This window comes from Novosphingobium sp. FKTRR1 (assembly GCF_020404405.1).
Lineage (GTDB): Bacteria > Pseudomonadota > Alphaproteobacteria > Sphingomonadales > Sphingomonadaceae > Novosphingobium.
The window spans coordinates 1-18446 of record NZ_JAIZDA010000028.1 but is presented as its reverse complement, the minus strand read 5'-3'; the positions used below and the strand labels follow the sequence as shown (position 1 = coordinate 18446).

Genomic DNA, 18446 nt, shown 5'->3' with positions numbered 1-18446 from the left:
ATGACCTTGCTACCGCCTGACGCAACCCTTCCCGCAACTCCCCCTTCAGGCCGCCTGGACAAGGCGCACGCCGCGCTTGCGCGGGTGTTCGGCTTCGGCGCGTTTCGTGGCGTACAGGAGCACGTGGTCGAACGCGTGCTGGCGGGACAATCGACGCTGGCGGTGATGCCCACCGGCGCGGGCAAATCGCTGACCTATCAACTGCCCGCCGTATTGCTGGATGGGACTTGCGTGGTCATTTCGCCACTGATCGCGCTGATGCACGATCAGTTGCGCTCGGCCCGCGCCAACGGCATCCGCGCCGCCGCACTGACCAGCGCCGATACCGATCACGCCGCCACCATCGAGCGGCTGCAGGCGGGTGAGCTGGACTTGCTCTATGTCGCGCCCGAACGCGCCAGCCAGCCACACTTCCGCAGCCTGCTGGACACCGCCCGGATCGCCCTGTTCGCCATCGACGAAGCGCATTGCGTGTCCGAATGGGGCCACGATTTCCGCCCAGACTACCGCCTGCTGCGCCCGATGATGGATGCGCTGGCGCATGTCCCGCGCCTTGCCCTGACCGCCACGGCCGACGCGCATACCCGCGCCGATATCCTCAACCAGTTGGGGATTGGCAAGGACGGGCTGATCGTGGCCGGGTTCGACCGGCCCAATATCCGCTACGCCATCACCCCGCGCGACAATCCGTTGCGACAGTTGACCCGGTTGCTGATCGATCACCCCGGCCCCGGCGTGATCTATGCCCAAACCCGCGCCCAAGTGGAGCGCTTGGCCGGCCAGCTTGGCAACCAGCCGGGGCTGGAGGGCCGCACCGTACTGCCCTATCATGCGGGGCTCGCGCCCGAAGTGCGCTCGGCCAATCAGGCTGCGTTCGTCGGCAGCGAGGACATGGTGATGGTCGCCACCGTCGCCTTCGGCATGGGCATCGACAAGCCCGACGTGCGCTTTGTCGCCCATGCCGGGCTGCCCAAGTCGATCGAGGGCTATTATCAGGAGACCGGCCGCGCGGGGCGCGATGGCGATCCGGCGGTGGCACTGATGCTGTGGGGGCCGGACGATTTCGTCCGCGCGCGCCAGCGCCTGTCCGAAGTGGATGAGCAGCGCAAGATCGGCGAACACACCCGGCTGGATGCGCTGGTCGGGCTGGTCGAGACCGCCGGATGTCGCCGCGCCGTGCTGCTGCGCCACTTCGGCGAGACCCCGCCTGCCACTTGCGGCAAATGCGACAACTGTCTGCAGCCGCCCGGCGTGACCGATGTCACCGAACTGGCGCGCAAGCTGCTCAGCGCGGTCTATCGCACCGGCCAGTCGTTCGGCTTCGGCCATATCGAGAAAGTGCTGACCGGCGTGGCCGATGATCGCGTGGTGCAGCGCGGGCACGATACGCTGTCGGTATTCGGCATCGTGTCGGCTGACGAGGCGCCGCTGCTGCGCCAGGTCGTGCGGGCCCTGCAGGCGCGGGGCAGCCTGATTGGCAACGAGCACGGCGGACTGATGCTGGGCGGCGATGCGCGGGTCATCCTGAAGGGTGAAGCGCGGGTCGACGTCGTGGTGGCTCCCCGCACCGAACGATCCAGCGCCCGCAAACGCCGCAGCGGCACCGGCGAGGCCAATCCTGTCGGCGATCCGCTGTTCGAGGCGCTGCGCGCGTTGCGACGCGAACTGGCGCAGGAAGCGGGCGTACCGCCCTATGTCATCTTCCACGATGCCGTGCTGCGCGACATTGCCAGCGCCCGCCCGTCAAACCGCGACGAACTGGGCGCGGTCGGTGGTGTCGGCGCGCGCAAGCTCGAAGCGTATGGCGACCGCTTCCTTGAAGTTGTGCGCAACGCCTGAGCGGACTTGCACCGGCACCCGATTGTGATATTAAAGTGATATCACTTTATGACGGGTCGCCTTGAGGCCCGCCGCAAGGAGCAGGACATGTCCGATCAGCCACGTATCGTCGATACCAGCCGCGAACGGCCCGCATGGAGCACCAGCGGCTTTTTCATGCTGGGGCTGTTCGTGCTGCTGCTGGCAGTGTTCGCGTGGCGTCTGGTCAGCTTTGTCGGGGAGGGCGGCAATCCGACCGATGCGCAAGTGATCGCCTTCTTGGGCAGCATCGTCCTGCTCCCGATCTCGTTGGTGCTGATCGCCAAGGGCTTTTACATGATCCAGCCCAATCAGGCGGCGGCGCTGACGCTGTTCGGGTCGTATCGCGGCACTGACCGCGCCACCGGGTTGCGCTGGGTGTGGCCGTGGATGGGCAAGACCCGCATCTCCGTCCGCGCCAACAACGTCGTGTCCGAAAAGCTGAAGGTCAATGACTTGCGCGGCAACCCGATCGAGATCGCCGCCAATGTGGTGTGGCGCGTCGCCGACACGGCGCAGGCGCTGTACGATGTCGACGATTACAAGACCTTCGTGTTCGTCCAGATCGAAAGCGCGGTCCGCTCGATCGGCGCGCGCTATCCCTATGATGACATCGAGCACAACGAAGTGACGCTGCGCGGGCATCATGACCAGATCAACGCCGAACTGCGTACGGAACTGAATGCACGGCTGAGCATCGCGGGCCTCAGCGTCGACGAATGCGGGCTCACCCACCTAGCCTATGCCCCCGAGATCGCCGGGGCGATGCTGCGCCGCCAGCAGGCCGAGGCGGTGATCGGCGCGCGGCGCAAACTGGTGGAAGGCGCGGTCTCGATGGTCGAGATGGCGCTGACCCAGTTGTCCGAACGCAACGTCGTGCAGCTTGATGACGAACGCCGCGCGGCAATGGTGTCCAACCTGTTGGTGGTGCTGTGCGGCGAGCGCGACACCCAGCCGGTCGTCAACACCGGCTCGCTCTATACCTGACCGGCCGACGCGATGAGTGCCCCTGACCCGATCGCGGCCGCAACTCCGACCGCTTCGGCTTCCTTGCCCCGCAAGGCCTTCGCCCTGCGCCTCGATCCGGCGCTTCACGCCCTGATCGAGCGCGTCGCCGCCGCCGAGCTGCGGTCGGTCAACGCGCAAGTCGAATGCCTGTTGCGTGAGGCTCTGGCCAAGCGCGGAATTCGCCTTGCGCCTGCCGAACCACCGCGCCGCGGACGACCGACGAAAGAGCCGCAAGGAACCGAAGAGCCCTGACCCCAGCTCGCCCGCTGTCCCGGATCGGGGCATGGCGCTGCGTTCGCCTGATGGCTTGGCGACCGTGTCGTGTTAGCTTTCCCGAAGGTTTTTGGGGAGTGCGCATGTCTGGTTCCCTTGCCCGGCTGATCGGTCTGGTCGGTGTCCTTGGCCTTGCCGCCATGCCGGCAGCGGACGGGATCGGCCAGTCGCAGCAGTCCGGCCCCTATACGGTGGTCGCCAGCGGACAGCGCTTCGCCGCCTTGCAGCAAGCGGTCAATGCCATCGGCGGTGGCAGGGGAACGGTCGCGATCGCACCGGGAACCTATCGGGATTGCGCGGTGCAGACGGTGGGCGAGGTCGCGTTCGTCGCGCAAGCGGCGGGGCAGGTTTTATTCGACGCCGCCATCTGCGAGGGCAAGGCGGCGCTGGTGCTGCGCGGCCGCGCCGCCCGCGTGGAGGGGCTGGTGTTCCAGAACCAACGCATCGCCGAAGGCAATGGCGCGGGAATCCGGCTTGAACACGGCAGCCTGATCGTGCGCCAGACCTGGTTCCGGGACAGCGATCAGGGCATCCTTTCGGCCGACGATCCGGCCGGAACCGTGCTGATCGAGGCATCGACCTTCTCGCGCCTTGGTCGGTGCGACCACGGGCGATCGTGCGCGCATTCGGTCTATTTCGGCAATTACGGCACCGTGCTGATCCGCCACAGCCGGTTCGAGGCAGGGCGCGGCGGACACTATGTGAAAAGCCGCGCCGCGCAGATCGAAGTCAGCGATTCCAGCTTCGATGACGCGCAAGGACGGCAGACCAACTACATGATCGACCTTTCGACCGGCGCCAGCGGCCTGATTCTGGGCAACTGGATGGTGCAGGGTCGGGACAAGGCCAATCCCGGCGCCTTCATCACCAACGCTGCCGAAGGCCGCACCCATAGTGCCGAAGGGCTGCGGATCATCGGCAATGTCGTAAGGCTGGCCCCCGGCGTCGCGCGCAGTGCGGCGATGGTGGCCGACTGGTCGGGCGATCCGATCCACCTTGGCGGCAACAATATCGGTGCCGGGATCAGGCGCATCGAACACCACTGATCGACCGCCCCTCTGGCACTGGCGCTTGCGGATAGCGTCTGTGCGCCCTACCTGACAGGCGATGTTCAACCGGCTTGCCTCGCGGCTGGCAGGGCGGCTGTGGGCCGTGCTGCTGGTCCTGACCATTGCGGTCCATGCCGGTGCGCCGGTGGCCGCAGCGCCGCTCGACTGGCGCAGCGGATCGGCGTTCAGCGCCGATACCGTCGAAGTGGCAATAGCGCCTGCCCGCAGCCAGGTGGCAGTGCGCTTGATCGCGCCGCTGCCGCAACCGGTCGTGCCTGCGCCGGTTGTGCCGCGCGCAGCGTTCAGCTTTGCCGCACCCCCCGCCCGTCCCGATTCGACCGGCCCCCCAGCGCTTGCCATCGCACGGGTCCGCCCCGCCGCGCCAAGGGCACCCCCGCTTTCCTGAACCCAGCTTGCCGTGCCCCCGTCCGCGGGGCCGTTCAAACATGTTCAGGAAAGCCTCAAATAATGACCTCGACCACCCTATCCGACAGCGCGGTTGCGCTGGCGCGCCGCAGTCACGTCGAAAGCCTGCTCGGCGCCTATCCCGATGTCACCCCCGATGAACTGGCGCTGCTCCAGCGCTGGTTCCGCAGTCAGGCCAGCGCACTGGACGTCGCGATGGTCGCCTGCAACGAACAGATCAGCGCAGGGTATCGCCAGTTTCGCCGCGATCACATCGACCGCTTCACCTGGAGCGACGTGGCCAAGGGCTTTGCCGGAGCAGCCGTTCTGGTGCTGTGCGTGGTGCTGATCCTGTTGCGCGCCTGGTAGGGAGCGGGGGCGGGCCGTCGGTCCGCCCCTGCCCGTTCAGCGCAGAATGTGGCCGGTGCGGTCGCGCTTGGTGTCCAGATAGCGCGCATTGTGCGGGTTTGGCGGCAACTGGTGGCTGACCCGCTCCACGACCGTCACCCCCACCCCGCGCAAGGCTTCGACCTTGGCCGGATTGTTGGTGAGCAGGCGGATCGAGGAAACGCCCAGCAGGTCGAGCATCCGCGCCGCAACGGGAAAATCGCGCGCTTCGCTCGGCAGTCCCAGCCGCTCGTTGGCATCGACCGTATCGAAGCCCTGGTCCTGCAACTGATAGGCGCGCAACTTGTTGATCAGGCCGATTCCGCGCCCTTCCTGCCGCAGATAAAGCAGCACGCCCCAGCCGCCGTTACGGGTTTCGTCGGCCATGCGCCGCAGCGCGGCGTCCAACTGCGGGCCGCAATCGCATTTCAGGCTGCCGAGGATATCGCCGGTCAGGCATTCGCTGTGCAGCCGCACCAGCGGCACGCGGTCGCTCCCCTGTCGTCCGATGATCAGCGCGACATGTTCGCGCAAGTCGTCGCGCGCGCGGAAGGCCACGATCTCGGCCTCCTCGCAGGCGGCCACGGGCAAGCGCGCGCGCGCCTGAACCGTCAGGTCGAGCGGATCCTTGAATGCCGCGAGATCGGCCACGGTGACTTCAGCGGCCACTTCCACGCCGCTGCTGACCAGAAATGCGGGCAGGATTCCGGCCAGCCGGGCCAGCTCCATCGCCGCGACCGCTGCCGCCTCGGCCACGATCGGTTCTGCGCGAAACGGGCCGCGCAACGGGCGCGCCAGATCGAGCGAGGGATCGGCCAGTTCGCGCGCGCTGTGCAGCGTGAACGGCTCACCACCGTGGATCAGGATCGGCGCTTCGGGACGGAATTCGCGGCTGTTGGCCAGCTTGAGCGTGACCCCGCGCGCCGCCGAAATCAGCAGCCGCGCGGCATAGAGGCCGGGTTGGACAAAGGCGGTTTCGGCTGGCAGCAGTTCGAACGAGCCGCCATCTCCCGTCACCCGGATCGCCCAGCCATGGCGCAGCGCATCAAGCGCGCGGGCCACCGCGCGCGACGAACCGCCGGTCGCAACCAGCGCCGGGGTCACAGATCGAAGCCGGTGATCAGCGGAATGTGGTCGGACGGCTGATCCCAGCGGCGGGTTTCCTCGACGAAGCGGTGACCCGACGACTGCGCGGCCAGTTCGGGCGAGGCCCACATATGATCGAGCCGCCGCCCCTGATCCTTGTCGCGCCAGTACGAGCGGTACGACCACCACGAATAGTTGCGTTCGGGCGCAGGGATGTGCTTGCGGCCAAGGTCGACCCAGCCGTGCGCATCGGCCAGCCGTTGCAGCGTTTCCACTTCGAGCGGGGTGTGGCTGACGACCTTGAGCAACGCCTTGTGATCATAGACATCGCTTTCCAGCGGCGCGATGTTGAAATCGCCGACCAGCAGCGTGGGCCGGTCGATCGCGTCGGCCCAGCGCGTCATCCGTTCAAGGAAGTCGAGCTTCTGGCCGAACTTGGCATTCACATCACGGTCGGGAATGTCGCCGCCAGCCGGAATATAGACGTTTTCGAGCACCAGCCCTTGCCCTGCGCCCAGCAGCTCGACGCCCACGTGGCGCGCCTCGCCATTGTCCTGCCAGTCGTGGCGGGAAAATTCACGGAACGGCAGGCGGCTGACCGTGGCGACGCCGTGATAGCCCTTCTGCCCGTGGACCGCGCGGTGGACATAGCCCAGCCGCTCGAACATCTCGTGCGGGAACAGCGCTTCGGCGGTCTTGATTTCCTGCAGGCACAGCACGTCGGGCGCCTGTTCGGTCAGGAAGCGTTCGACCTGGTCGATGCGCAGGCGGACGGAATTGATGTTCCAGGTAGCGATGGCGATCATGGTGGGGGCTTTAAGGGCCTTGGTCGCGCTGGGCAAAGGCGAATTGCAGGTGGCCGGGGCGATTTGCGCATGAAGGCAAACGCGCAAACAAAAACCCCCGGACCGGGGCAATTGGTCCGAGGGTTCCGTTTGCGCTCGTCACGCTGTCGACAAGGCCCTTGGGGGGGCAATGAGGCCGGGCAACAGGGGGGAAACCCGTCTCGGTGGCCTTGTCTGAAACTCTTCTAGCCCCGCCCCGCTTGCTGGGGGATGAACGTCAGCGTCAGGGTTATCGCAAAGTGTCGCAGGCCAGCCAAAATCGGCACAGCGCCGGGTGAAAATCAGCCCGCCTTGCGCGATTGCGGGCGCGGATCGTTCCAGCGGAAGGTGTTGTCGGGCACCGCGATGCCATATTGCTGGTTCAGCAGCCGCACCGAGGTGCGTTTGCCTTGCGAATCGAGCGCGACCCACGAATCGAGCTCAAGGCCTCCCGGCGCACCGGCTTTGCGAACCATGATCAGCGTGATGGTGCCGTATTCGGGATGGCGCGGATCTTTGACCTCGATGCTCAGCACCGCCGGATTGCCGGTGGGTGTGCTGCGGGCGAAACGCGCCACATCCTTGTCCGGGCTGAGCAAGGCGCCAAGCGGGCTGTTGCGAATCGGCCAGCGCTGCACCTGGCGCACTTCGTAGTCGATCACGTTGAGCGACGCGCCGTCCGACACGATCAGGAACGGCACACCCTGCTGATACTGGAACCGGATGCGGCCCGGACGCTTGAGCGTCATCACGCCGCCGATTCGCTGACCATTGCGGTCGGTCTGGACGAAATCGGCGCGCAGCGTCGAGATCGCGCGCAGGGCCGTGATCGCCTGATCGACCGGATTCGACACAGCAACGCCCGCGCCCGCTCGATTGGGCGCAGGCTGGGCGAAGGCTTGGGGTACGGCGACCAAACCGGCCGATGCCGCAAGGGCAATGGCCGAAGCGCAAGCAAGAACGCGGCGGGCGGAGAGGTTCATAAAGTTCATGCCCTGCCCCATCCGGTGCTGGCGTTGAACCACCGCTGAACCTGCTTCCGCCGGCAAAACGCGGCTTACTTGATCTTGGCTTCCTTGAACTCGACGTGCTTGCGCACGACGGGATCGTACTTGCGGAAGGTGAACTTCTCGGTCGAGTTGCGCGGATTCTTCTTGGTCACGTAGAAGAAACCGGTGTCGGCAGTCGAGACCAGACGGATCTTGACGGTGGTGGGCTTCGCCATTGCTCTAAATCCTGAAACAAAAAGCGGCGGCGCGTCGCCACGCCGCCTGCATAGGGCGCGGCCACTGCGGCAGAATCGAGCGAAAGTCAAGCGGTCGAACCGCAAGGACCGCGTCACCCGCCATGCTTTTTCTCAACCGCCATGCAACCACAGCGCGACTCCAGCATTGGTGTGGCATTCAACGCTAATATGGGAACACCACAATGGGTCTTATCATACTTCTGGTCGTCGGCGGCATTCTGGGCTGGCTGGCGAGCATTGTCATGCGCACCGACGGCCAGCAAGGCATCATCCTCAACGTAGTGGTCGGCATCGTCGGCGCCATGCTTGGCGGGTGGCTGCTGCCTCCGTTCATCGGTGGCGGCAGCATCGCCGACGGCATTTCCTCGGGCACGCTGATCGTGTCGTTTCTGGGCGCGGTGATCCTGCTGGCGATCGTCAACCTGGTGCGGCGCGGCCGGGTACGCTGATCGGCCGGGTTGGGTGTGGGCCTGATCTCAGGCCCACACCAGCCAGACCAGCGCGACCGAACCGGCCACGATGCGATAGATCGCGAACGGCGCGAAACCGCTGCGGCTGATGAAGGCGACGAACGCCTTGATCACCACCAGCGCGACCACGAACGAGACGACCGAGCCGATCGCGATCTGCGTCCAGCCCACCGGCCCTGCTCCGGCAGCAAGTTCGTGGCGGTGGTCCCACAATTGCTTGGCCGTGGCGCCGAACATCGTGGGCACCGCCAGAAAGAAGCTGAACTCGGCCGCCGTGCGCCGGTTCACGCCCATCGAGAGCGCCCCCATGATCGTGGCGCCCGAGCGCGACACGCCCGGAATCATCGCAAGGCACTGCATCAGGCCGATCGCGGCCGAGCGCGGCAGCGAAAGGTTCTCGACCGGCTCGTATGCGCCTTGTTTGGTCAGCCGCTCGATCAGCAGGATGGCAAAGCCGCCGACGATCAGCGCGATGGCGACGATTACCGGCGTTTCCATCATCGCGTCGATCTTCGACTTGAGCAGTACGCCCAGAATGGCCGAAGGGATGAAGGCCACCCCGACGTTGCGCACGAAGCGCAACGAATCGGGCTTGCGCGCCACAGCCCCCAGCGCCACGTCAAGGAACGTCCGCCAGTAGAGCACCACGATCGCCAGGATCGCGGGCAACTGGATCACCACGTTGAACACCTCCCACTCCGCCGGATCGAACCCGAACAGTTCGGTGGCAAGGATCAGGTGCCCGGTCGATGAAACCGGCAGGAATTCGGTCAACCCCTCGACAATGCCGAGGAGGATGGCGGTGATGTTGAGGCTGTCCATGGGCAACGGGGTTTGCCGCAGCGCAACAGAAGGTCAAGAGCTAAGCGGCCCCGCGTCACACATTGCGCAAGTTTAACGCAGATCGGGCTTCAATCCAGATTGGGCCGCAACCACCGTTCCGCCACGCCAAGATCAACCCCGCGCCGCGCTGCATAGTCCTGCAACTGGTCGCGGCCGATGGTGGCGACGCCGAAATACTGGCTGTCCGGATGGCCGAAATAGAACCCGCTGACCGCTGCTGTGGGCAGCATCGCTTGCGATTCTGTCAGCGTGATGCCGGTGTTGTCGGTGGCGCGCAGCAGATCGAACAGGATCGGCTTCAGGCTGTGATCGGGGCACGCCGGATAGCCCGGCGCCGGACGGATGCCGCGATACTGCTCGCGGATCAGCGCCTCGTTCGTAAGCTGCTCGCCCGGCGCATAGCCCCACAGCGTGGTGCGGACGTGGGCGTGCAACCGTTCGGCGAAGGCCTCGGCAAAGCGGTCGGCCAGTGCTTTCAGCAGGATGTCCGAATAGTCGTCATGCCCGGCGCGGAAGCGCTCCAGATGCGGCTCGATGCCGTGGATGCCGACGGCGAAGCCGCCGATCCAATCGCCCGCCGGATCGATGAAGTCGGCCAAACAGAAGTTCGCCCGGCCCCGGCTCTTGGCGAATTGCTGGCGCAGGAACGGCAGGCGGACCGACAGTTCGTCGGCATCGGGGTGGAGCACCACGTCATCGCCATGCCGCGCGCACGGCCACAGTCCGACAACGCCCCGCGCGGTCAGCCACTTCTCGCGGATGATCTGTCCGAGCATGGCCTGCGCATCGGCAAACAGGCTGCGTGCGCTTTCCCCGACCACGGCATCGTCAAGGATCGCAGGGTACGTGCCCGCAAGCTCCCATGCACGGAAGAACGGCGTCCAGTCGAAGCATTCGGCCAGATCGGCCAGATCCCATTCGGGAAACACATGCAGCCCCGGCTGCTGCGGTGGCGGCGCCTTCTCAGAAAAGTCGGCGACAAAGCCATTGGCCCGCGCATCGTCGAGCGACAGCAGCTTTGATGCGCCCTTGCCCGCCCGCGCGTCGCGCACGTGCTGGTATTCGTCGGCCGTGGCGGCGATGAAGCCGTCTGCCTGCGTGTCGGACAGCAACTGGCTGGCGACGCCCACCGCGCGGCTGGCGTCGAGCACGTGGATCACCGGACCATCATAGGCCGGATCGATCCTGAGCGCGGTGTGGACCTTGCTGGTGGTGGCCCCGCCGATCAGCAGCGGAATGGTCAGCCCGGCGCGCTGCATTTCCTCGGCCATCGTCACCATCTCGTCCAGCGAAGGCGTGATCAGGCCCGACAGTCCGATGATGTCGGCCTGTTCGGTTTGCGCGGTCTCGATGATCTTCGACCAGGGCACCATCACGCCAAGGTCGATCACTTCATAACCGTTGCACTGGAGCACGACGCCGACGATGTTCTTGCCGATATCGTGCACGTCGCCCTTGACCGTGGCCATGACGATCCGGCCCTTGGCGCGCGCGCCAGCTTCCTTCTGCGCCTCGATATAGGGGATCAGGTGGGCGACCGCCTTTTTCATCACGCGGGCCGACTTGACCACTTGCGGCAGGAACATCTTGCCCGACCCGAACAGGTCGCCAACGGTGTTCATGCCTGCCATCAACGGGCCTTCGATCACCTCGATCGGACGGGCATGGAGCAGCCGCGCCTCTTCGGTATCCTCGACGATGAAGGCGTCCAGTCCCTTGACCAGCGCGTGCTCCAGACGGCGCACGACGTCCCAGCCGCGCCATTCCTCGGCTTCCTTCTCGGCCACCTTGTCGCGGCCCTTGAAGCTTTCGGCGAGCGCGATCAGCCGTTCGGTGGCCGTCTCCTCGCCACCGGCAGCGGGTTGACGGGCAAGCACCACATCCTCGCACGCCTCACGCAGCACCGGGTCGATCTGGTCATAGATGTCGAGCTGTCCGGCGTTGACGATGGCCATGTCCATACCCGCCGGAATCGCGTGATACAGGAACACCGAGTGCATCGCGCGGCGCACCGTCTCGTTGCCGCGAAAGCTGAACGACAGGTTGGACAGCCCGCCCGAGATGTGGACATGCGGGCAGCGCGCCTTGATCTCGGCGGTCGCCTCGATGAAGTCGAGCGCATAGCGATCATGTTCCTCGATCCCGGTCGCCACCGCGAACACGTTGGGGTCGAAGATGATGTCCTCGGGCGGGAAACCGATGCCGGTCAGCAAGCCATAGGCACGCGCGCAGATTTCGACCTTGCGCGCCTTGGTATCGGCCTGGCCCTTCTCGTCAAAGGCCATCACGACCACCGCCGCGCCATAGTCCATGCATTTGCGCGCCTGCGCCAGAAAGGCGTCCTCGCCCTCCTTCATGCTGATCGAATTGACGATCGGCTTGCCCGAAACGCACTTCAACCCGGCCTCGATCACCTCCCACTTGCTGCTGTCGATCATCACCGGCACCCGCGCGATGTCGGGTTCCGCCGCGATCAGCTTGAGGTAGGTGGTCATCGCCTCGACCGCGTCCAACAGGCCTTCGTCCATGTTGACGTCGATCACTTGCGCGCCGTTGTCGACCTGCTGGCGCGCTACCTCGACCGCCTTGGCGTAGTCGCCCGCCAGGATCAGCTTCTTGAACGCGGCCGAACCGGTCACGTTGGTACGCTCGCCCACGTTGACGAACGACGAGCCCGATGGGCGGGGGGTGGAGGTTGTTTCTGCAGTCACTTTAAGAACTTCCCGGGAGAGGGGTTTGGGCTCAGGAGGCCATCACGAAGGGCTCAAGCCCCGCCAGACGGGTCAGCGGCGCCGGGTGGGGCAACTGGCGCACCGGAAGGCCTTCCACCGCCTGCGCGATCGCAGCGATGTGTGCGGGTGTCGATCCGCAGCAGCCGCCCAGCACATTGACCTGGCCCGCATCGGCCCATTCCTTGACCAGACCCGCCGTGGTCGGCGGCATCTCGTCATATTCGCCCAGCTCGTTGGGCAGGCCCGCATTGGGGTAGACCATGATCAGCGTGTCGGCGATCTCTGCCAGCGCCTTGACGTGCGGGCGCAGCTGGGTGGCCCCGAACGAGCAGTTGAGGCCGATGGTCAGCGGCCGGGCGTGGCGCACCGCATACCAGAACGCCTCGACCGTATGGCCCGACAGGTTGCGGCCCGACAAGTCGGTCAGCGTCATCGACAGCATGATCGGCACTTCGCGGCCGAGTTCCTGCTCCACCTGCCGCACCGCCATGATCCCGGCCTTGGCGTTCAACGTATCGAACACCGTCTCGATCAGGATGAAGTCGGCGCCTCCCTCGACCAGCGCGTGGGTCTGTTCGGCATAGACATCGACCAGCGTGTCCCAGTCGACCTCGCGATAACCCGGATCGTTGACATCGGGGCTGAGCGACAGGGTCTTGTTGGTCGGGCCGATCGCGCCTGCGACAAAGCGCGGGCGGCCATCGCGGGCGGTGAACTCGTCGGCCACGCGGCGGGCAAGCCGCGCGCTCTCAAGGTTGATCTCGCGCACCAGATGCTCGGCGGCATAGTCGGCCTGACTGATGCGGTTGGCCGAAAAGGTGTTGGTTTCGGCAATGTCCGCCCCGGCTGCGAAATAGGCGCGGTGGATGCTTTCGGGCACGTCCGGCTTGGTCAGCGCCAGAATGTCGTTGTTGCCCTTCTGGTCGCGGGCAAGCCCCAGCGCACCGGCATAGTCGGCTTCGGACAGGCGGAAGTTCTGGATCTCGGTGCCGAACGCGCCATCGGTGATGAGGATGCGCTGTGATGCCTGTTCAAGCAGGGCGGTGCGGGCGGTGCTGGGTATCAGGGTCACGCGGCAGGTTCCTTGGGTCGGACGCCCAGCAGTTGGCATACCGCATAAGCCTGATCCGCCCGGTTAAGGGTGTAGAAGTGGAAATCGCGCACGCCGCCGGCATAAAGGCGACGGCACAAGTCGGCGGCGGCCACGGCCGCTACCAGCGCGCGTGGACCGGGGCGGTCATCCAGCCCGGCAAACATCGTTTCCAGCCATGCCGGAATGCTGGTGTTGCCGCTCATCCGCCGTATCCCGGCAAAGCTGGTCACGGGCATGATCCCGGGCAGGATCGGCGCGCTGATCCCGGCAGCCAGCGCCTTGTCCACAAAGCGGAAATAGGCGTCGGTCGAAAAGAAGAACTGGGTGATCGCGCGCGCCGCACCGGCGTCCAGCTTGCGCTTCAGGTTGTCGAGATCGGCCTGCGCGCTCAGCGCCTCGGGATGCACTTCGGGATAGGCAGCGACCGAAACGTCGAAATCGTGGCGCCGCCGCAGCCCTGCGACAAGCTCGGCAGCGCTGGCATAGCCATCGGGGTGGGCCACGAAAGAACCGCCTGCCTGCGGCGGCGGATCGCCGCGCAACGCAACGATATGGCGCACGCCGACGTCCCAGTAGCGGTCGGCGATCTCGTCGACTTCTGCCCGGCTCGCCCCCACGCAAGTCAGGTGCGCGGCAGGGACCAGCGCGGTATCGCGCACCAGTCGCGCCACGGTGGCATGGGTGCGCTCGCGGGTCGATCCGCCCGCGCCATACGTGACCGATACAAACGCCGGATCGAGCGGGGCGAGTTGGGTGATCGCGTCCCACAACTGCGCGTCCATCGCTTCGGACTTGGGCGGAAAGAATTCGAACGAGACGGCGATGTTGCCGGGCAGGTCGGCAAAGAACGGCGCGTCGGGCGCAAAGGCGACAGGCTGGTTGGTCATATGTCAGCGGCTCCCGGAGGTGCGGCGTACGCCAAGCCACAGCTTGACGATCAGTTCGTGTCCGGCCAGCGCGCGATCGGCAACCGGAGCAAACCCCGCCGCACTCAGCAATTCGGCCATTTGCGCATCGCCAAAGCCAAGCCGGGCGTGGGCGTGTTCGCTGCGCAGTTCCTCACGATCGTGGGCGGCAAAATCGACGATGGCGATGCGCGCGCCGGGTGCCGACACACGCGCGGCTTCGGCCAGCACCGCTTCGGGCGCAAGTGCATAGTGCAGCACCTGATGGAACAGCACCGTGTCGAAACTGCCCGCCGAAAACGGCAATTGCGCAAAGTCGCCCTGCACCAGTTCGACCTTTGAAGCCGGTAGATGCTGCAGCCGGGTCCGCGCAAGGCGGAGCATTTCTGGGCTGCGGTCGAGCGCCGTCACCTGCTCGGCCTTGGCCGCAAACAGTTCAGCCATGCGCCCGGTGCCGGTGCCGACATCGAGCAGCCGGCCCAGCGCGGGTCCGCCATTGCTGGCCAGCAAGTGGGCCAGCGTGCTTTCGACCGGTCCGTCCGCGATGTGCAGGCTGCGCAGGCTGTCCCACTCGGTGGCGTGGCGCGCGAAATAGGCCTCGGCATGGGTTTGCCGTCCGGTGCGGATGGCTTCCAGATGCGTTCTGTCCTGCGTGACCTGGGCAGCAAAGGCGGTGTCCGCCTGCTCGGCAGCGGCAAGCACGCTGGCGAGCGCCGAGGCCATTGTCGTGCTGCCGTTCGCCGTGACCGCCGATCCGCGTTCGCCCGGCTCACCAATCGTGGTGCGCAAAAACACCCAGCCACCTTCGCGCCGCCGTTCGGCAAGCCCGGCATCGCACAGGATCTTGACGTGGCGCGAAACACGGGGCTGGCTTTGCCCAAGCACCTGGGCCAGTTCGCCCACGGCGAGTTCCATGCTGGCAAGCAGCCGCATGATGCGAAGGCGCGTAGGATCGGCCAGTGCGCGCAGGGAATCCAGCAGGGTCATGAGCTTGATATAAAGATATGTTTATATGCTGCAAGCTATATAAAGCTATCTGCATATAAAGTCGCGCTAGTCGGCCTGAGGCGCGCGGTTTGCTGCCCCAAGCGCTTTTGCGGTTTGCCATGGCGGCACCCGCTGGATAGAACCCTGACGTTAATGGCTATAACCGCCTGAGCACGACTGCGTAATGAGGAAACCGATGAAGAAGATCGCCATCACTGCCTTTGCCGTCCTGTCCGCGCTGACGCTGGCGGCTTGCGGCCATTCCGATGACGTGAGCGACAAGGCCACGCCAGACAACGTCGAGATTCCCGCTGACGAACTGCCTGCAACCGAACCTTCGCTGGCCGCTCCGCCGCCTGCCGCACCGGCAGTCGATGCCAGCCAGGCTGCGCTTTCGGCAGAAGATGCAGCGCGCAGCAATGCGGCCAATGCCATGTCGGTCGCCGAAGCCGCCCGTGCCGAAGCCGCCAAGGCGGCAGACGCGGGCGCGCAGCCTCCTGCGCAGTAAGGCGGACACGGATAAGCAAGATATCACCATGCAAGACCGTCCCGGCATCGGGTTCGCTCCACTGCTCCTGCTGCTGTGCGTGGCAGGCTGTACCAGTGACAGCGACCCCGGCCCGGGCGGTGTTTCGCGTGGTGAGGCGCGCGCGCTTGATGATGCCGCCGCCATGCTCGACCAGCGGCCAGCGGCCCCGCTGGTCGACGCCACTGTCCCCGCAGACATAGGCAGCGAAGCGTCCGAGCTTTCAAACGGGAAGTAAACCCGCGCCCGAGCCGGATGGCCTGGTTCGACGAGCGCCCGAGCGACGCCGCATGAAGCATGCGCCTGGCAGAACCGTGACAGGCCATCCCAGCGCGTCATCGGATAGCGGTTCGCTTCGCCGAGCTTGGGCTTTGCGCTGACCTGACGGTTTTAGCCTCAAGAAAGATCCGTCGCGCGTCGACAATAAAGATCCGTCGCGCGTCTACAATAACGCAGCTGCGTTCATGCCGGATTTGCGGGCGATCTTCTGCGGCGGCGCCACGAACGACGAATCTCATCCTCGATCTTGCAGAGTGCTGCGATCCGCTGCCGCACACAGGCGCCGCCCGGAGAGTTGTCGGCCAGTTCGTGAAACCTGCGCCCATCGTGCGACAATCGAAGCGCCAAGCTTCGCCAGCCAACCCCGCCGCTTGCCTTCTCAGCCCAACTCAGGCGGCGCAAACGTAAGCGTCCGGTGAGGCCGATTTGTCAGGCTGGCCGGTAGTTCCACGGCAGCAGTTCGTCGATCCGGCGCTGAGGATGGTCGGCGATGCGGTTGATGGTGTCGCGTAGCCAGGCTTCGGGATCTACCTTGTTGATCTTGGCGGTTTCGACGAGGCTGTAGATGGTCGCAGCGCGGTGGCCGCCCTGGTCGGAGCCGGCGAACAGCCAGTTTTTGCGGCCGACGGCGATGCCGCGCAGCGCGCGCTCGGCGGCATTGTTGTCGATCTCGAGCCTGCCGTCGTCGACATAACGGGTGAGCGCTGGCCAACGTGTCAGGGCATAGCGGATGGCGATGGCCAGCTCTGATCGGCGCGACAGCTTGGGCAGGGTCGCGTCGAGCCAGTGGCGGAACGCCGCGAGTGCCGCTCCGGCATGTGCCTGTCGTTCGCATCGTCGGTCGTCGGGCGGGTGACCGCGCACATCATCTTCGACCGCGTACAGCTTGGCGATGTGGTCGAACGCCTCGCGCGCGGTGGCTGAGCTGGTAGCGGCATGGACATCGAAGAACTTGCGCCGGACGTGTGCCCAACACGCGACCTCGGCGATGCGCGCGCCATACAGTCGGTCGAACCCGGCATAGCCGTCGGCGTGCAGATCGCCGGTGAAGCGGGCAAGGTGCTGCGCGGGCCGCTCGCCCTTGCGATCGGGGGCATAGCGGAACAGCACGGCGGGTGGTGCGTCGCCGCCAGCGCCGCGCTCGTCACGGACATAGGTCCACAGCCTGCCGGTCCGCGTGCGACCGGCACCAGGGGCAAGCACCGGCACCGGCGTATCGTCGGCATGGAGCGTGCTGCCCGCCATCACATGGCGTTCGAGCGCGTCGATCAGCGGGTCGAGCAAGGTGGCGGACCGTCCGACCCAGTCGGCCAAGGTCGAGCGGGCCAAGTCCACACCCACGCGCGCATAGATCGCCGACTGGCGATAGAGCGGCAGGTGGTCGGCATACTTGGCGACGAGTACATGCGCGAGAAGACCGGCGCCGGGCCGCCCGCGCTCGATCGGCATCGACGGCAGCGGTGCCTGCACGATGCGCTCGCAGGCGCGGCAGCTGAGCCGGGGTCGGACGTGGCGGATGACGCGGAAGCTGGCGGGCACGTAATCGAGCTGCTCCGTCACATCCTCACCAATGCGCCGCATCGCGCCGCCGCAGTCGGGGCAAAGGCAGGCGGGCGTGTGCACAATATCCTCGCGCGGCAAATGATCAGGCAGTGGCTGACGATACGGCTTGGCCGCATCCCTTGCGCGGATGACCGCTGGCGGTGCCTTGGCGACAGCTTCGACCTCGGCGTCTTCGAGACCCAGCTCGAGTTGATCCGCTTCGCGGGTCAAGCGCTCGGACGAGGTGCCGAACTGCATCCGGCGAAGCTTGGCAACCTGCATCCTGAGCTGCTCAAGCTCGGCGTCGGCGACGACCAGCATCGCCTTCAAAAGACTTATATCGTCGGGCAGCGAGGCAGTATCGAGCGACACGCTTGCTTATACCAGAACGGGCCCCTCAACACACGCAAAAACCACGCAAAACCGTTGATTTTACCATGCAAGCGACGGCTGTGAGGATCGGATCGGATGCCGCCAGTCAACCCCTTCGAGCAGCATCGACAGCTGCGCCGGGGTCAGCACCGCGATCCCTTCGGCGGTCGTAGGCCAAGTGAAGCGACCACGCTCAAGACGCTTGGCGTGAAGCACGAGACCTTGCCCGTCCCACCACAACAGCTTGACCAGATCACCCCGCTTGCCCCGGAACGCATAGACCGCGCCGCCGAACGGATCACGCTTCAGATGCTGCTGGACGAGTGCTGCCAGCCCGTCGAACCCTTTGCGCATATCGGTAACCCCGGCGGCCAGATAGACCTTGGTCCCAGCAGGCGGACCAATCACGTCAACCCGGCAAGCACGGCCTTCAGCTGCGGATTCCGACTTAATGCCGCCCGTCATTCCGAGGAATTCCGGCCCGGGATTCCGGACTGATCCCGCCCACCATTCCGCTTAATTTCCGCCCACCTTTGATGTGGTGTTGAGCCTGATCGTTTGA

Annotated in this window: 20 protein-coding genes; 9 read left to right on the top strand and 11 right to left on the bottom strand. The window is 65.7% G+C overall.

Going from position 1 to position 18446, the window contains the following annotated elements:
• The 6 genes from recQ to LDN95_RS18640 all read left to right on the top strand — a co-directional run bounded on the left by recQ (position 1) and on the right by LDN95_RS18640 (position 4961).
• Positions 1-1839 carry a DNA helicase RecQ gene (recQ, locus tag LDN95_RS18665; RefSeq protein ID WP_226019079.1) on the top strand — a complete coding sequence of 613 codons (1839 nt, stop codon included), beginning with the start codon at positions 1-3 and terminating at the stop codon, positions 1837-1839.
• A gap of 87 nt (positions 1840-1926) precedes the next feature.
• Positions 1927-2844, top strand: coding sequence for an SPFH domain-containing protein (locus LDN95_RS18660; protein WP_226019078.1), 918 nt, complete (start codon positions 1927-1929; stop codon positions 2842-2844).
• A gap of 12 nt (positions 2845-2856) precedes the next feature.
• Positions 2857-3117, top strand: coding sequence for a toxin-antitoxin system HicB family antitoxin (locus tag LDN95_RS18655; RefSeq protein WP_226019077.1), 261 nt, complete (start codon positions 2857-2859; stop codon positions 3115-3117).
• A gap of 104 nt (positions 3118-3221) precedes the next feature.
• Positions 3222-4184, top strand: coding sequence for a right-handed parallel beta-helix repeat-containing protein (locus tag LDN95_RS18650; RefSeq protein WP_226019076.1), 963 nt, complete (start codon positions 3222-3224; stop codon positions 4182-4184).
• Between the two features lie 61 nt (positions 4185-4245).
• The gene (locus LDN95_RS18645) at positions 4246-4593 is read left to right on the top strand and encodes a hypothetical protein (RefSeq protein WP_226019075.1); all 348 of its coding nucleotides are present in this window, start codon (positions 4246-4248) and stop codon (positions 4591-4593) included.
• A gap of 62 nt (positions 4594-4655) precedes the next feature.
• Positions 4656-4961, top strand: a complete 306-nt coding sequence (locus LDN95_RS18640) for a hypothetical protein (protein WP_226019074.1) — start codon at positions 4656-4658, stop codon at positions 4959-4961.
• 36 nt (positions 4962-4997) lie between these two features.
• Here the strand turns inward: LDN95_RS18640 and ribA are convergent, their stop codons facing one another.
• The 4 genes from ribA to rpmG form a co-directional block, all read right to left on the bottom strand.
• Positions 4998-6083: a GTP cyclohydrolase II gene (gene ribA / locus LDN95_RS18635; RefSeq protein ID WP_226019073.1), complete on the bottom strand. Its 1086-nt coding sequence runs from the start codon at positions 6081-6083 to the stop codon at positions 4998-5000.
• Positions 6080-6871 (bottom strand): exodeoxyribonuclease III, encoded by a 792-nt coding sequence (locus LDN95_RS18630; protein ID WP_226019072.1) that lies wholly within the window; start codon positions 6869-6871, stop codon positions 6080-6082. Before LDN95_RS18630 ends, ribA begins: the two co-directional genes overlap by 4 nt.
• 320 nt (positions 6872-7191) lie before the next feature.
• Complete coding sequence (locus LDN95_RS18625) at positions 7192-7881, bottom strand: outer membrane lipoprotein carrier protein LolA (RefSeq protein WP_226019071.1); 690 nt, start codon at positions 7879-7881, stop codon at positions 7192-7194.
• A gap of 65 nt (positions 7882-7946) precedes the next feature.
• Complete coding sequence (gene rpmG / locus LDN95_RS18620; RefSeq protein WP_226019070.1) at positions 7947-8114, bottom strand: 50S ribosomal protein L33; 168 nt, start codon at positions 8112-8114, stop codon at positions 7947-7949.
• Positions 8115-8317: 203 nt separating this feature from the next.
• On the opposite strand from rpmG, the gene LDN95_RS18615 reads away from it, so the two are divergent.
• The gene (locus tag LDN95_RS18615) at positions 8318-8584 is read left to right on the top strand and encodes a GlsB/YeaQ/YmgE family stress response membrane protein (RefSeq protein ID WP_226019069.1); all 267 of its coding nucleotides are present in this window, start codon (positions 8318-8320) and stop codon (positions 8582-8584) included.
• Between the two features lie 27 nt (positions 8585-8611).
• Here the strand turns inward: LDN95_RS18615 and LDN95_RS18610 are convergent, their stop codons facing one another.
• From LDN95_RS18610 to LDN95_RS18590, 5 genes are all read right to left on the bottom strand, one after another.
• A complete protein-coding gene (locus tag LDN95_RS18610; protein ID WP_226019068.1) occupies positions 8612-9427 on the bottom strand; it encodes an undecaprenyl-diphosphate phosphatase in 816 nt (271 codons plus the stop codon).
• Positions 9428-9516: 89 nt separating this feature from the next.
• Positions 9517-12159 (bottom strand): methionine synthase, encoded by a 2643-nt coding sequence (gene metH / locus LDN95_RS18605; RefSeq protein WP_226019067.1) that lies wholly within the window; start codon positions 12157-12159, stop codon positions 9517-9519.
• A 31-nt stretch (positions 12160-12190) separates the two neighbouring features.
• Entirely contained in the window at positions 12191-13291 is a 1101-nt protein-coding gene (locus LDN95_RS18600) for a homocysteine S-methyltransferase family protein (protein ID WP_255631013.1), read from the bottom strand.
• On the bottom strand, positions 13249-14160 hold the full coding sequence (gene metF / locus LDN95_RS18595) for a methylenetetrahydrofolate reductase [NAD(P)H] (protein WP_226019065.1): 912 nt from the start codon (positions 14158-14160) through the stop codon (positions 13249-13251). Before metF ends, LDN95_RS18600 begins: the two co-directional genes overlap by 43 nt.
• Before the next feature lie 3 nt (positions 14161-14163).
• The gene (locus LDN95_RS18590; RefSeq protein ID WP_226019064.1) at positions 14164-15165 is read right to left on the bottom strand and encodes a metalloregulator ArsR/SmtB family transcription factor; all 1002 of its coding nucleotides are present in this window, start codon (positions 15163-15165) and stop codon (positions 14164-14166) included.
• Between the two features lie 196 nt (positions 15166-15361).
• Between LDN95_RS18590 and LDN95_RS18585 the strand changes: the two genes are divergently transcribed.
• A complete protein-coding gene (locus LDN95_RS18585) occupies positions 15362-15673 on the top strand; it encodes a hypothetical protein (RefSeq protein ID WP_226019063.1) in 312 nt (103 codons plus the stop codon).
• 28 nt (positions 15674-15701) lie between these two features.
• On the top strand, positions 15702-15929 hold the full coding sequence (locus LDN95_RS18580) for a hypothetical protein (protein ID WP_226019062.1): 228 nt from the start codon (positions 15702-15704) through the stop codon (positions 15927-15929).
• A 470-nt stretch (positions 15930-16399) separates the two neighbouring features.
• Here the strand turns inward: LDN95_RS18580 and LDN95_RS18575 are convergent, their stop codons facing one another.
• Both LDN95_RS18575 and tnpB read right to left on the bottom strand, forming a co-directional pair.
• Entirely contained in the window at positions 16400-17833 is a 1434-nt protein-coding gene (locus LDN95_RS18575) for an IS66 family transposase (RefSeq protein WP_226019101.1), read from the bottom strand.
• Between the two features lie 111 nt (positions 17834-17944).
• Complete coding sequence (gene tnpB, locus LDN95_RS18570; protein ID WP_226019100.1) at positions 17945-18292, bottom strand: IS66 family insertion sequence element accessory protein TnpB; 348 nt, start codon at positions 18290-18292, stop codon at positions 17945-17947.
• Positions 18293-18446: the final 154 nt, after the last annotated feature.

Coding starts and splice junctions, on each gene's coding strand:
- recQ (WP_226019079.1), top strand. CDS start 1: ATGACCTTGCTACCGCCTGACGCAACCCTTCCCGCAACTCCCCCTTCA.
- LDN95_RS18660 (WP_226019078.1), top strand. CDS start 1,927: ATGTCCGATCAGCCACGTATCGTCGATACCAGCCGCGAACGGCCCGCA.
- LDN95_RS18655 (WP_226019077.1), top strand. CDS start 2,857: ATGAGTGCCCCTGACCCGATCGCGGCCGCAACTCCGACCGCTTCGGCT.
- LDN95_RS18650 (WP_226019076.1), top strand. CDS start 3,222: ATGTCTGGTTCCCTTGCCCGGCTGATCGGTCTGGTCGGTGTCCTTGGC.
- LDN95_RS18645 (WP_226019075.1), top strand. CDS start 4,246: ATGTTCAACCGGCTTGCCTCGCGGCTGGCAGGGCGGCTGTGGGCCGTG.
- LDN95_RS18640 (WP_226019074.1), top strand. CDS start 4,656: ATGACCTCGACCACCCTATCCGACAGCGCGGTTGCGCTGGCGCGCCGC.
- LDN95_RS18630 (WP_226019072.1), bottom strand. CDS start 6,871: ATGATCGCCATCGCTACCTGGAACATCAATTCCGTCCGCCTGCGCATC.
- LDN95_RS18625 (WP_226019071.1), bottom strand. CDS start 7,881: ATGAACTTTATGAACCTCTCCGCCCGCCGCGTTCTTGCTTGCGCTTCG.
- rpmG (WP_226019070.1), bottom strand. CDS start 8,114: ATGGCGAAGCCCACCACCGTCAAGATCCGTCTGGTCTCGACTGCCGAC.
- LDN95_RS18615 (WP_226019069.1), top strand. CDS start 8,318: ATGGGTCTTATCATACTTCTGGTCGTCGGCGGCATTCTGGGCTGGCTG.
- LDN95_RS18610 (WP_226019068.1), bottom strand. CDS start 9,427: ATGGACAGCCTCAACATCACCGCCATCCTCCTCGGCATTGTCGAGGGG.
- LDN95_RS18600 (WP_255631013.1), bottom strand. CDS start 13,291: ATGCCAACTGCTGGGCGTCCGACCCAAGGAACCTGCCGCGTGACCCTG.
- metF (WP_226019065.1), bottom strand. CDS start 14,160: ATGACCAACCAGCCTGTCGCCTTTGCGCCCGACGCGCCGTTCTTTGCC.
- LDN95_RS18590 (WP_226019064.1), bottom strand. CDS start 15,165: ATGACCCTGCTGGATTCCCTGCGCGCACTGGCCGATCCTACGCGCCTT.
- LDN95_RS18585 (WP_226019063.1), top strand. CDS start 15,362: ATGAAGAAGATCGCCATCACTGCCTTTGCCGTCCTGTCCGCGCTGACG.
- LDN95_RS18580 (WP_226019062.1), top strand. CDS start 15,702: ATGCAAGACCGTCCCGGCATCGGGTTCGCTCCACTGCTCCTGCTGCTG.
- LDN95_RS18575 (WP_226019101.1), bottom strand. CDS start 17,833: ATGCTGGTCGTCGCCGACGCCGAGCTTGAGCAGCTCAGGATGCAGGTT.